The sequence below is a fragment of the Sediminitomix flava genome (assembly GCF_003149185.1).
GTDB lineage: Bacteria > Bacteroidota > Bacteroidia > Cytophagales > Flammeovirgaceae > Sediminitomix > Sediminitomix flava.
In genome coordinates this window covers 25785-40029 of the sequence record NZ_QGDO01000008.1, presented here as the reverse complement: position 1 = coordinate 40029, position 14245 = coordinate 25785, and the positions used below count along the sequence as shown (strand labels likewise).

The window sequence follows — 14245 nt, the reverse complement described above, 5'->3', positions numbered from 1 at the left end:
TGACTATTTTCTGCTTTTGTCTTTCTGTACTTTGATGGTAAAATAAGCAACTAAAGTGTCTCTTTCGAGCAATCTAATGGTATGCCCATTTCATGAAATTGAGCAGCCGCATTTAGGAAATGTGCAGTGATCCAAAACACGGTCCAATCTTCTACATAATTTCCTCTAAATTCTGAAATATCATGAGTTAACTTTCGACTGTCTTGCGTATAAGTAGTTTGTTGAACTTGCTCCCCTTGACTTCCATATTCATCAATCAGCTGCCCACAACTTCTGTACATCAGTAAAGCCATATCTTTCAATTGTTTATTGGCTGTCAGTTCACCCAATTCATAGATATAAGGTGCGATCAATACGCCATAAATATCTATATGCATATTCTGAACGGAAACCGAAGTCCAACCTCTTGTTTTGAATTGGTGATCACTCAAACGACCTGCGGGTAAAGCTACATCCCAAACATAGACATAACTCAGTACCACATCACAGGCATGTTGTGCCCAATCCAAGTATTTCTCTTCCTTTGTAGTTTTATATAAATCTAAAAAACCTTGTAAGGCAGCCCAAGCACCTTCTTTATCTTCACATTTAGCATCTAGCGTACCTCCCCAATATGGTTCACTCATATCTAAATGACGTTTTCCATAATACTGCGCTACTTTTTCGGCTGCTTTCAAATATTTTTTTTCTCCAAAAATCTGATAAGAAAGGCAAAACGGAGCGATAAAAAATCCTTCATTGGTCGATTTTGGATGCCAATCATTTTTAAGCATACGATCAGCATGATAGTCTGAGGCTTTTTTTAAGAAGTTGCGACACTTCTTGGTATCCAGATTTCCTTTTCTTTCGGCAGTCAGGATCGCTCTGGCAATGTTGTACATCGTTTGCCCTTGTGATAGAAGTTCAGGATTTTGTTTCCATTGACGCTCTCCCCACTCTTTACGGTATATATGATACCAAGTGTAAAAACCAAGACCATCTTTTCTGAACGTAGCTGTACTAATAAAATCCAGTGATTTCTGTGCACGTTCTAAATCCTTTTTACTTTGAAATACATCATTGAGTGCATTCAAATAATAGGCAGGAGCTGCCGCTTGACCAACCCAACCCAATACAATTTTGGGTTGAAACTGCGGATTATCCGTATCAAACTGGTTGAAACCTGCATAACTTTCCCCTTCGATCCAACGGGTATTATTGAAGGCATATTTTTGCTTGCTAATTTCTAAAATACTTGGGAATTCCTTTTGGCTTGGTTTGAATAGGTCAATAGATGTTTGTACGGATTTTTGGAAACCACTGCCCTTATTTTCAAAAGGATAAACTTGCAAGTAGAAAGTTTTTTCAATCACTGCTTCGGGTGCTAGATTTAGGTAAGCATGATCGTAATCAGCAAACATGGGCTTCCCTTTTTTTCCTTGGAAAGCTTTGATCACGCTTTTTTCTTGATTGAACGCACAAGCTCCAGAAAGAAGTTGTAGGATCGTTTTATCTTCCTCTAGTTTACACCCCATCGACCACCACTGATCTTCACGATTCGCATTTGCTAATGGCGAAGGAATACTATGCAAAGTAACAGCGTGTGGCTTTTGTAAATGCTTCTGTTCAACACTCACAAAAGGCATTGGAAATCGATGTTCTTCAAGCAAGATTTCTTCTCCATTTTTTCCCTCTAAAAAAGGCGTCATTTCGCTTTTTTTACCAGAAGGATTTCCATAATACAAGACTGAGGGCATTAGGATATCTTTTGTCGCTTGCGCTAATTCATAAGAGATTCCTAATGTGACATGTTTGAGAGTGTCCGTTCCTAACCAAGTATACCTTCTTTTTACCTTGATCAGATTCCCTTCTTCTGAGTAAACATCTTTCAACTGAAGGTTCCCTTCTGCTAATTCAAGCGTGCCCTCAAGAATGATTTTGTCATTGAGATAGCTTACTGCATTTGGTTTTGTATACATCCAATTTCCAAACCATCGGTTTTCCCAAGTGGTGGAAACTTGCCAAAGCCCTTTTGAGGGAGAAGAGAGTAATTTTTCTTCTCCCAAAAAGAGTTGTATTTCTTGGTTTTGTGTATCAAACTGAATGTTTGGTTTCATTTGCTGTGCAAATACACCAAAATGCAACGCTAGACCAATACCCATGAGTAATAGTTTATTTGCTAACCTCATATTAGTTTTTCACAAATTTATACCTTTCATTTCCGCAGACTAAAATGTATAGACCAGAAGATAAGTTTCTTACATCCAACTTTTGATTCACCCCAAAACGTTTGACCAAAGTACCCGATGCAGAATAAATGTATCGGTCAAAAGAGGGTAAGTCATAGATCAAATCTATATAATCTTGTATAGGGTTTGGGGAAACCTTATTTTCTCTCAATTGATCATCTGAGGACGTAATATAATCGGCATAAGAAACCGAAGCTACGGTCCATTGCATAAGATCATCTTCTTCATATTTTGAACTTACTTCTACCCAAATTTCCCCATTGGGTTGATTGAGCATTTCTTCGGTACTTTTGGCTCTTATATATCGTTGAATAGAAGGATTATACAATCTAAAATAGCCATCATATGAATAAATAATCTCCCACTTTTCATTATTTCCAGCACTCAGACTCGTTGTAATATTTTCTCCTTCAACATCACTAAGCATACTCAAGTATTTGCCTGTATTCATATTTTTAAAACTGACAAAACCAGCTCCTTGGGGTTCCATTTTCCAAACTGACCAAACATCGGCAGCACTGATTTCGATTTGAGCAATGGCAGATTGTTCTTGGCTAAAAGGTCTTAAAACATGTCCAGATACTTTATTGATTAATTGGAAATAACTACCCGAAATACACGCCGGAATTACAATCGTTGGTTGAGCAGAAGAACCAACAAGTTCACCGAAAACGGGCTTAATTTGATAAGTATAAGTCACTCCCTCAACCACATTAGTATCTGTATAAGAAGTTTCTGTAATCGTTTCCAAAATTGAAAACTCAGCCTCACCCTCTTCTTTTCTTTCTACAATGTAGTTTTCAACACATCTTTGCGATGACCATGATAGTTGAACTTCTCCACAGTTCTTTATTTTTAAATCTAGTTGATCGATATCTTGAAATGTACAAGCTTGCGTTCCACATTCTTCCATGATCAACTGCATAATTGATGATTCTTTTTCTTCTGAATCATTTTGAGATACAACTACATATTCATAGGTCGTATTTTCCTCAATGTCTTCATCTCTGAAGAAGGCACTTTCTGTAGTTCCTATTTCTTGAAAATCGCCAGTATCTTTGAGTCTTTTCTTCACAATATAAGAAGTAGCACAAGGGTCTGCTCCCCATTCTAAAAATACATAATCACAATCGGCATGACTTGCACCTAATTGACCAATCCCTTGAAGATTCGTACAATCTGGAGCAGAAAATGGAGAATTGTCAAACACATTTTCACCTGCTTCAAAAATCACTTCAATCTCATGATTGGCTGTTACATTTGCCAAGTGCAAAGATTGGATATGTCCTTGACTTACACCATCCAATAATACTTCTTTTATTTTGTAGCCCTCATTTGGTGTAAAGAAAAACGTTTGATCTGTTCCACTTGGGCAATCGATCAATCTGTCTTTTCCTTGTGGGGCAAAAGTACCACCTTGATTGGAAGTAACTGTAATTTCATGAATATCTCCTTGAGAATTGAAAGTGATATTTCTAACCCAATTCTTTTCATCTACATTTGTCCCATTATCTCCTACAAGGTTAAGATCAAAGTAGTCTTTATAATTTTCCCAAGTTACAAGTTCCCCACCAACAACAAGATTGGTAAATACCCATCCTTCAATCCAATTATTTTTCAGCCCTTTCATGTCTTGTTTTACAAAAGTACCATTCGGTAACATAAAAGGATGACTTGTTTTTATGTTCTTGAAAAGGAAGTTTCGTAAATAACCTTCTTTATAATTATTCTTATTTTCTAAAGTAGCATTTACTAAGTAGGCTGTCGGACTTTCAATGTTTAGATTTTCAATAATATTATTTTCTAGCTTGATGCCATCATCAGCCACAGAACCAATAAATCCTGTATTTTTCTTATTCTCACTACTCCATTCGCTATTGATCAGGTAGTTATTTTTATATTTGGCATAACCGCTACCCAAATTTCCCCATCCCAACATACCGATTGCTCCATTTACGCCTGGCCAGAATACAGAATTTGTAACACTATGATCATCACGTGCATAATCATAATCATCACTTGTCTTAATGAAAATATGATCTACATTACTATCTCTAGAAGGTCTGATACCATCATTATTTGAACACCACCCGATAATTTTGATATCTCTGATTGTTGTATTTTTTCCGCTCGGACAAGTATGGTGGAAAGCTTCTTTAAAAATCACACCATGATATTGAGCGCCATCAGAAAAGTGACAGAAAGCTGCTTTTGTCTGAGTAGTCTGAATCCAAACACCATTACTTTGTTCTCCATCGTAATGAATAATTTCATGCATCAAATAATCACGACCAGAAATAATTCCTCTTCCGTAAAGCCAACAATTTTTATTGCCATTTGCATTAAAAGCACCTCTAACGTAAGCACCAGGTGCAATGTAGACTTTCTGCCCTTCTTTTCTCAATCGTAACTGACCGTGGTAAAGAGGAAGTGACTTTTCTAAACTAGCGTCTTTGATCCATTCATTATTATTCTCTTTATGATCTTTCATTTTGTGATCACCCGGAGGAAAATAAATAATGTCTGCATTCAAGATTACATCCAAATCTAAGTCATTATCCCAAACAACAACTCCAGAACCTGTTGGACTAGGAATTGAATAAGCCGCATTTTTTTCTAATTGATCACCGAATAACATCAAACCATACTTGATGTTAAATCCATTGAAACGATCATTGTCTTTATTATCGTTAGCCACAAAATTTACAGAAATATATTCTGGTTTTTCCATAAAAAAACGGACCGTTTTCCCTGTGAAATAATGTGGATTGATTTCGAATGCACTCGGTGTGATTTCTACTCGTTCTGCACTTTCACCATATAACTTTGTAACTTCAACTTCTATTTTACCTTCAAAGGCAAAAGGAATAAAAGATAGATTTCTATCCTCTAAGAAGTCCGTACACGCATCTCCACCTGCAATTTTATGGATTAACTCATTTCCTTCCATTTTAAAATCTTCAGCAGGGAAACCATGTTTTTCCACATCATAATTTCTAGGAATAGACATCAAAGTCTCTACATCTTTCCATTGCGAGTCGCCTGTACTATTTACTAATCGCATACGTACTCGGTAACGATCAGAAAGTACATCTTGGCTTTCAGGCCACGAAACCGTCTCCAATTGAGCCAATGCAAAGCTTGGAGCTATAAAAGTGAATAAGAGTAATGTATAGTGTAGAATAATTCTCATTATTATAATGGTTTGTCAGTTTTTTGATAAGTCGAAAGGTTTGCCCTCTTGACACGTTCTTTATCTAGTTTAATGACCTTACGATCATAGGTATAAATTCCATTCATTTCATTCTCAACATCCGTCCATTGTGTGTAAACGGCTGCGCTAAGTCCTTCTTTTTTGAAGTCTACAATCTGTTGGATAAACTTCTCATACTCGCTTGTAGCATCTTCAAGTCCTTTGTAATTATGGTGTACCCAAGGTCCATCGACATCCCAGATATGCCCTTTAACTTTATACCCGATCGCTCCATATTCTCCACAAACTGAAGCTCTTTTTTGAGTTACAAAAGGGACATTCGGCGGACGGTATGAATGATTATCTTTTATGTGACCTACCTCATAGTCAATATTGGGCTTACCCGCATCAATACCACTATTTCCTGTAACAAGACGGTGTGAGTCTAATGCCATCACCATTTCAGTCAATCGGACTGGATCATAAATTCCCCAATGCTCATTGAACACCACCCAATTAATGATAGAAGGATGGTTCCAATGTTCTTTCACCATTTCTTGTAGTTCAACCTCAAATAAAGTTTTCTCCTCCTCTGTTCTTTGCTTGAACGTATTCGGCATATCCTGCCATACCAAAATGCCTAATTTGTCACACCAATAGTACCATCTTTGCGGTTCTATTTTGATATGCTTTCGGATCATATTGTAACCAAATTCTTTGATCTGAGCTACATCCCACTTCAAAGCCTCATCTGTTGGAGCCGTATAAATTCCATCAGGCCAATATCCTTGATCTAATGGCCCCATTTGGAAAATGGCTTTGTTGTTAAGTTCAATCACTTTTAATCCTTTTACCCCTTCTCCCAAGGCTATTTTACGCATTCCCGTATAACTTTGAATTCGATCTAAAACCTTATTAGAATCCATCAAAATTAATTCTACATCATATAAAAATGGGGCATCTGGCGACCATAGCTTTGGATATTGGATAGCTAATTCAATATCCCTATTTACTTTTCCTCGAGCAGTTGCCACAATTCGGCCTTCCTCTTTTACAGCCACAAATACATCATGACTATTTCTTTGAGATTCAGGAATTGCTTTGACCGTAATCGTTTTATGGTCTATATCATTCGTTATGTGTAAATCTTTAATGTAGCTCTTACTTACAGGCTCAATCCAAACTGTTTGCCAAATTCCCGAAGATGAGCTATAAGTATATCTTTGTGGATCAGAGAAGCGTTCATTATTTTGTTTCCCAATTGCGATGCCTTCTATATTTCCTGGATCATAAATGTGAACAATGAGTTCTTGCTCACCTTCTTCTTCAAGGAAAGATGTGATATTGAAACTAAAAGCATCATAACCGCCCTTGTGCTGACCTGCACAACGTCCATTTACGTAAACAACTGCTTCATAATCTACCGCACCAAAATGAAGAATGAACTCTTTATCTTTCCATGCTTTATCTTTTGGAATATCAAAAGTTCTTCTATACCAAGCTCTATGATTTTTTAGTTGTCTACGAACACCAGACATGGCTGATTCGATAGGATACGGTACAAGTATCTTCTCATCTAATAAAGTTTTGAAAGGAACTCTATCTGATAATTCAGCCTCTTGAAATTCCCAAATACCATTTAAATTCATCCAGTCTTTTCGTTGGAGAATAGGTCTAGGGTATTCAGGTAAAACCGAATCTGTATCTACTTTTGATGCCCAAACTGTTTCTAGTGGTGCTTCAGCTTTCTTCCATTCTTGAGCATTCAAGACTGAAATAGTTGACAGCATTACTAAAAGAGCAAAAGTCAAATAAGTCAATTTTCTATGTATCATGACATTTTATTTGTTTTTGCTACAATTAAAAGGTCTGTTACACACTTTACTTGCCAAATCAATTCAAGAAATTGCCTTTTTGGCTTATTGTAAAAAATACACAGTGTGAACAGTCTAAAAAGATTTGAGACAATTGTCACTTTAGATATGTATGTATTTTCCCGAAATATTGAAATAAGTTCCACTTAAAAAGTTGGTCTATTTCCTTGGATAAAATCTATAAACAATCCCAGATTATACCTATTACATGGGATTATAAATGCATATAAAATGCTAAGAATATTTCTCAAAAATAGAATGTTGTGGTTCATTCTTTTTATAGGAATAACTACGATACCTGCTCATGCACAAGAGCAGAAAAATGTGCTATTTATAATGGCTGATGACTTCAACCATTGGCTAAAAAAAATTGGTTACTATCCTGAATCAATTACCCCTAACTTAGATGCTTTAGCGGATAAAGGCGTACTATTCAGCGATGCTCATGCCTCTTCTCCAGTCTGTAATCCTTCTCGTAATGCGATTTGGTCAGGCATTAGACCCTCTACCTCTGGAATTAGCAGTAATGGCGATGGGTATATTCGTGATAAGGCAGGATTTGAGAAGGTCATTACGATGAACGAATACTTCAAACAAAACGGCTATCATGTTTTTGGTGGTGGAAAACTTTACCATCCGGGTAAAATGCAAGGAGAAGAAGTTGACCCAAATAACTGGTCTGAGTTATACGTAGATGGAACAGGAAGTAATGGTGGTTCTTTTTATAAATGGGAATCTGAAACAGATGGCTTATTTAAGTGGAGTGCAGGAGAATTTGACCTAAATACCACTGGTGATACGAAGTTGGCCAATGCTACGGCCAAATGGATAAGTGAATATGAAGGTGAAAAACCTTTTTTTGCGGCTATAGGCCTATTCCGACCGCATTTGCCATGGAATGCGCACAAACAGTTCTTCGACATGTTTAATCCAGATGACCTACCTACTCCGAAAGGGTATTTGACCAATGATGCAGATGATATAAAAGCTAGTTACAATGGCACGCAAAATTATAAAGATGTCATAGCCGATGGGGTGTATCAAGAGGCTTTACGTGCATACCTTGCAAATATGACTTACGCAGATCATAATGTAGGAATTATGTTAGATGCACTTAATGAGAGTAAGTTTAAGGATAATACGATTATCGTATTTTTAGGCGATCATGGTTGGCATTTGGGCGAAAAAGACCGTTTCAGCAAACATGCGGTTTTTGATATCGCTCATCATACAACTTTGATTATTTACAACCCGAGCGCAGAAGGTAATGGAAAAGTATGTCAAAAAGTAGTCAGCTTACAAGATTTATATCCCACTCTAGTTTCCCTTTGTGGTTTAGATACAAAATCAGATGCTCAAGGTAACGACTTGAGTCCGCTCTTGGCTGATGCTAATGATACTTCTTGGGATAAGCCTATTTTTATGAGCTATGGCGATCAAAATATCATCAAAACCAACAAATGGCGTTACGTTGATAAAGGTGATCAAAGCCAGCTTTATGACATTGAAAACGATCCTTACGAATGGACGAATTTATACGGAACTGAAGGATTTACTTCTAACAGCCAAGTGGTGACATCTTTAAAATCTCAGATCAATAGCATGTTGGTAGAGGGTAACCAAATCCGAATCAATCAAGGAAATGGACAAGCTGGAGATGGAACTGCACCTACAATTTATACGGGAAAATCAACTACAGAGTGCGAAGGTATTGCAAATCTTACGGATTTATCGGCCACACGTACAGCTTGTCAAGAAGTTACTCTTTCCTGGACTCCCGATCCTTGTGCAACTGAATACATTGTCCGTAGAAAAAAAGATGGCGATGCTACTTATCTTAATCTAGGGAACAAAAGCGAAGGAGCAAATTCATTTGTAGATTCAAGTGTTGAAATTGGAGTTCATTACATTTATCAAGTACGCCCATTCGATGGTACAAACAAAATGGTTTCCAATAACCCTGAACTTAGCATTACTGCTTGTGATGAAGATGACGACGAGGAACAAAATCCTACAGATCCAAATACCAAACTTCAGGAGGCGACAGGTGAACTTGTTACATACCCTTCCGACAATTCCTATGAATTCTTACCTGTATCCGATATTTATGAAGTAAGTGTTATTCAGGATGGTGATACTTTAGCTACAACGGTTTACAAAAGTCAGTCAAATGCAGATGATAATTCAAGGTCAAAAGAGATTTTAAATAATTCTATTTCTTGGACGAATTTCTCGTTTTCAGGCTCTGCGATCGTACGGGTAAGACTTAAAAACGGACAAACTAAAGTGACTTATCCTTTTGCTGAAATTCTCCCAAAACGTAAGGATGTGCAATTGGCTAAAGTAAATGAACGAACCCTAGATTTTCGTTTGACTGAAGCTGGACAATACTCTGTTGAATTTGGTGCAGACGGGTATAAAAACGGACTGATGATCTTTGCCGATCCGATGGAAACACGCCCTGTTCCAGAAGGTAATTCTACTAAAATTTGTGATCCTTGTAACCAAAATGATTTAACAGAGCTAAGTGCCTTTGATGCCATTGTTTTCAAAGACAATCTACATGACATTAATACTTGGAACATTCCGAATAACATCAAAGAAGTCTATATAGAAGGGGGTGCTGTAGTGAGAGGGGCTTTGCATATGTTTGATACAGACAATGACAATACCCTAATTCATGGTAGAGGTATCATTGACGGAGGAGGTTTATATTACCCTTGGACAACCCTAAAAACACATGGCCTAGAAAGCAATGGACAAGTAAGTGGAGTCACCGTAGAAGGCATAACACTATCTCAAGCAGGAGCTTTCTTTGTGCGCCTTTTGGGTACAGAAAATAAAATGGATTGGATAAAGACCATTGGGGGATGGAACTTCAATAATGACGGTTTAGTTGGCTACAAAAATACGCATATTTCAAATAGTTTTGTTTGGGCCGATGACGATGGAATTAAGCTTTATCGTGACAATCAATTGGTGGAAAATATCGTCATGTGGCATCTTGTAAACGGCGGATGTTTCCAGTGGGCTTGGAACTCTGTTGAAGCTAAAAATGTGCTTGTCAGAAATGTGGATATCATTCATGGACAATGGCCTGGAGATGGACAAAACCAAGGTGTTTTTAACTGCCGAGGAAGTTCTAACGGGGATGAAGAGGCGATTAAAACACAACAAGATTGGACGTTTGAGAATATAAATGTAGATACTCCTGTTAAAGTTTTATTCAATCTAGCCCCACAATTTAACCATAAGATTAAAAATATGGTGTTCAAGAATGTGAAAGCAGAAGTAACAAGCGATGTGATTAATCGATTGGCGGGAAGTTCTGCAAATTATGCGGTTGAAAACATCTCTTTTGTGGGTTTGGAGCTAAATGGAAACTGTGTCTCATCTGCTACAGAGGGCAAATTCAAGTTAGAACATACAACTAATATAACCTTTTCATGCCCAAGTCCTCCTTCTAAAACAGTAAATACACTAGGTGCTACCATCGAAAATGATTGTGAAGAAATACACCTTAGTTGGACTGATTTAACAGAAGAAGAAAGTTATCGATTAATGCGTAAAGAAGGTACTGAAGGTTCTTTTGAACTGATGGCAGAATTGGCTCAAAACATTTCAGCTTTTATCGATGAAACTATTGAAAGTGATAAAACCTACAGTTACCAACTGTACGCCGTCTTTTCTGAAAATGAAGCCTACGCCTCCAATAGTGTTTCTGTTGATTTAGCAAATTGTTCAGTCGTGACCCATAGTGATCTTTTGGAAGCAAGAAGTGGGCTTCACTTTTATCCATGTCCTGTACAAGACACCCTAAATATACAAGGGCTGCCACAGGGTACTCGCGTGGATATTTATACTTTTGAAGGGGCTTTAATTGATACTTTTTCAAACAAATCAAAAGCTAAAAAGGAGCTCCAACTCAATTTAAGTCATCTGCATAGCGGTGTTTATATTTTGCGAACTTCCTCAGATAGCTTTCAATTTATTAAAAATTAAATTTTCAGAATCCCTCAGTATTTCATTTCATGCTGAGGGATTTCTTTATGCCTAAAAATATGAAATCCCTTCTCTCCTCTATCCTTTTATGTAGTCTTCTTTTTACAGTGATCAGTAGTTGTAAACAGAAAGAAAATACCAAAACGCGTCCAAATATCTTACTTATCTGTGTGGATGACATGAATGGGTATGCAGTGAAGGATCGTTATCCGATGTTCCAAACACCATACATCGATAAATTACGATCAGAAAGTATCAATTTTACAAATGCTGCCTGCAATGTTCCTGTCTGTAACCCATCTCGTGCATCATTTTTCAGTGGTATTTTACCGCACAATACTGGCGCGTACCTCAATGGAAGTGATGGTTGGAACCGTTCGCCAATCCTAAAAGAGATTCAGAGTTTTCCAGCATATTTCAAGCACCAAGGCTATATCACTTGGGGAAGAGGGAAGATTTTACACAATCCTTTAACTCCCGAAAGAGAAAAGGCTATGTGGGACAACCATAACAGAGGTGGTAATGGCTTTGGCCCTTTTCCTGATAAGGAGCATCAATACGGAAACAAGTTTAAAGGTATTCAAGCTTGGGAAGGTGAAGACAGCGATTTTCCAGATAACATTAATGGTGATCTTGCTGTCGAATTCTTGGCGCAAAAACATGATAAACCATTCTTAATGTACTACGGTTTGTGGCGACCTCATACACCTTACACTGCTCCAAAACGTTTCTTTGAACCCTATAACGAAAAAGAGTTTACTCGCCCAAAAGGTTATAAAGATGGAGATTTAGATGATGTCCCTTATTTAGGAACTATGCTTGTAGACTCATTGAAACAATTTAAAAACAAGAAGCTAAACTATGCTTATGATGAGCTTTGGCAAAAATTCCTTTACGGATACGCTGCAAATACCTCTTTTGCAGATTGGAATGTAGGTCGAGTGATTGAGGCTTTGGATAATAGTCCTTACGCTGATAACACCATCGTTATTTTTTGGTCAGACAATGGTTATCATTGTGGGGAAAAACTTCGTTGGCAAAAAGCCACACTTTGGGATCAATCTGATTATGTTCCTTTTATGGTACGAACACCTGAAAAGAAACAGGCTGAAAGCTCAGCTACCATCAGTTTGGTAGATATTTATCCTACATTAATCGAGCTTTGTGGACTAGAAAAACCAAATCATTCTCTTGATGGAAATAGTATTGTTCCTTTGCTTGAAAACCCCAATAAAGAATGGGATTATCCTTCGTTGACTGTTTATGGTAAGGACTATACAAGTGTTAGATCAGAGCGATACAGATATATCAGATACCCCGATGGCACAGAAGAACTTTATGATCATTCCACCGACCCTTACGAGTTTGAGAACATCGCCCCAAAAAAAGGCTCTAGAATAATTATGGATGAACTATCTGAAGAACTACCCAAACAATGGGCGCCTTCTACAGGCGGAAGATTGGAAGTTCCTCGAAAATTTGAAGATGTTATGCGAACAGAAAATAAATGGCATAAAGTCAAGAAGCATTCGAGCTAGAATTTAGGTAAATGAATGCTGAGTAAAATAGAGCTAAACCTCTCTTCTAATTCTACAAAACACCAAAATCCCACACTCTGAAAATTACTTTTAAAGTGTGGGATTTTTAAAAACTATACAACTAATTACTGCATTGCTATATCTTCAATCACTGAAAATCGATAGACAGAATAAGTAGAATATACTTCATTAGGAGCTAAAATTGTACTTGGGTAATTTTCTTGATTTGGAGAATTAGGAAAATGCTGAGTTTCTAAACAAAATGCAGTTCTGAAATCATCTTTTATACCCGATTTAAAAGTGTGCTGACTTTGCATAAAATTGCCACTATAAAACTGTAAACCGGGTTCCTGTGTGAATATATCCATTCTAATACCCGATTGATCTCCTACTACTGTCGCAACTTTAGTCAGTTCTTCAGTGATGCCTTTATCCAAAACAAAATTATGGTCGTAGCCTAGTCCATTTTTCAACTGTATGTCAGATTGTTCTATACGCTCTCCAATGGTTTTAAATGTTCTAAAATCAAAGGCAGTACCTTCCACTTTTTCATGTACGCCAAGTGTTATCAGAGTTTCATCGACAGGTGAATAATGAGATGCATCTACTTGAAGTTTATGATTTATAATCGATCCACTCCCTTCTCCATTAAGATTAAAGAATGCATGATTAGTTAAATTGACTACCGTCTTCCTATCAGTTGTCGCCTTGTAAGACATACCCAACTCATTTTCTTCAGAGAAACTGTATATCACATCTACGGTCAGATTTCCGGGATAGCCTTCTTTCATATCTTCTTCAATGTACCTCAAATGTATTTCCTTATCAGTGTTCTTTACAACATCCCACACCACATCTTGGAATCCTTTATTTCCACCATGTAGCGAGTTTACACCATTATTGATTGGAAGCTGATATTTCACCCCTTCTATTTCAAATTGTCCCTTCGCTATTCTATTTCCGTATCTTCCGATCAGTGCACCAAAATATTTTTCAGAGGAATTGATATAACCTTGTAGAGATGAAAAACCCACTACAACATCCCTTAATTCTCCATTTTTATCAGGAGTTTGCAGACCTACAATTCTACCACCATAATTTGTGATAGCTACCCTTGCTCCTTTGCTATTCGATAAGAAATAAAGATTGGTCGGTTTCCCTTCTATTATCGACTGAAAGTTTTTGGCTTTTAACCAAACTGAGTTTATAGGGTTTTCAGAATCAGTCCCTGTATTCTTTTCTTTAGTTAGGGAACAAGAAAGTGTAAACAATCCTACTAAAAAGATTGATAGTTTTAAAAAAAAATGATGCATATTTTCCATAGTGCTTGGTATTGATTTCAGTGTTTACTAAAAGCTGATAAAGCTTCAGATTTGACTATGAATTAATTTACATTTCTACATACTTCCT

The 14245-nt window shown here is 37.1% G+C and carries 6 protein-coding genes; 2 read left to right on the top strand and 4 right to left on the bottom strand.

The genetic code is table 11. From position 1 onward, the window contains the following. Nucleotides 1–50: 50 nt before the first annotated feature. Genes BC781_RS21970 through BC781_RS21960 form a run of 3 tightly spaced genes read right to left on the bottom strand, consistent with a single transcriptional unit; the run spans nt 51 to nt 7256 of the window. Complete coding sequence (locus tag BC781_RS21970) at nt 51–2168, bottom strand: hypothetical protein (protein WP_109622014.1); 2118 nt, start codon at nt 2166–2168, stop codon at nt 51–53. Between the two features lies 1 nt (nt 2169). Then, on the bottom strand, nt 2170–5421 hold the full coding sequence (locus tag BC781_RS21965) for a hypothetical protein (protein WP_109622012.1): 3252 nt from the start codon (nt 5419–5421) through the stop codon (nt 2170–2172). Nucleotides 5422–5423: 2 nt separating this feature from the next. Continuing rightward, nucleotides 5424–7256, bottom strand: a complete 1833-nt coding sequence (locus BC781_RS21960; protein WP_211323935.1) for a glycoside hydrolase family 2 protein — start codon at nt 7254–7256, stop codon at nt 5424–5426. A gap of 270 nt (nt 7257–7526) precedes the next feature. Between BC781_RS21960 and BC781_RS21955 the strand changes: the two genes are divergently transcribed. Both BC781_RS21955 and BC781_RS21950 read left to right on the top strand, forming a co-directional pair. Further along, nucleotides 7527–11297, top strand: a complete 3771-nt coding sequence (locus tag BC781_RS21955; protein WP_109622009.1) for a sulfatase-like hydrolase/transferase — start codon at nt 7527–7529, stop codon at nt 11295–11297. A gap of 59 nt (nt 11298–11356) precedes the next feature. After that, a complete protein-coding gene (locus tag BC781_RS21950; protein ID WP_158281556.1) occupies nt 11357–12835 on the top strand; it encodes a sulfatase in 1479 nt (492 codons plus the stop codon). Nucleotides 12836–12960: 125 nt separating this feature from the next. On the opposite strand, the gene BC781_RS21945 is transcribed toward BC781_RS21950, so the two are convergent. Then, nucleotides 12961–14148 carry an aldose epimerase family protein gene (locus BC781_RS21945; RefSeq protein ID WP_211323933.1) on the bottom strand — a complete coding sequence of 396 codons (1188 nt, stop codon included), beginning with the start codon at nt 14146–14148 and terminating at the stop codon, nt 12961–12963. Nucleotides 14149–14245: the final 97 nt, after the last annotated feature.

Excerpts from the sequence above, each read along its gene's own strand:
- BC781_RS21945 (WP_211323933.1), bottom strand. The coding sequence starts at position 14,148 with ATGCATCATTTTTTTTTAAAACTATCAATCTTTTTAGTAGGATTGTTT.
- BC781_RS21955 (WP_109622009.1), top strand. The coding sequence starts at position 7,527 with ATGCTAAGAATATTTCTCAAAAATAGAATGTTGTGGTTCATTCTTTTT.
- BC781_RS21960 (WP_211323935.1), bottom strand. The coding sequence starts at position 7,256 with ATGATACATAGAAAATTGACTTATTTGACTTTTGCTCTTTTAGTAATG.
- BC781_RS21965 (WP_109622012.1), bottom strand. The coding sequence starts at position 5,421 with ATGAGAATTATTCTACACTATACATTACTCTTATTCACTTTTATAGCT.
- BC781_RS21970 (WP_109622014.1), bottom strand. The coding sequence starts at position 2,168 with ATGAGGTTAGCAAATAAACTATTACTCATGGGTATTGGTCTAGCGTTG.
- BC781_RS21950 (WP_158281556.1), top strand. The coding sequence starts at position 11,357 with ATGAAATCCCTTCTCTCCTCTATCCTTTTATGTAGTCTTCTTTTTACA.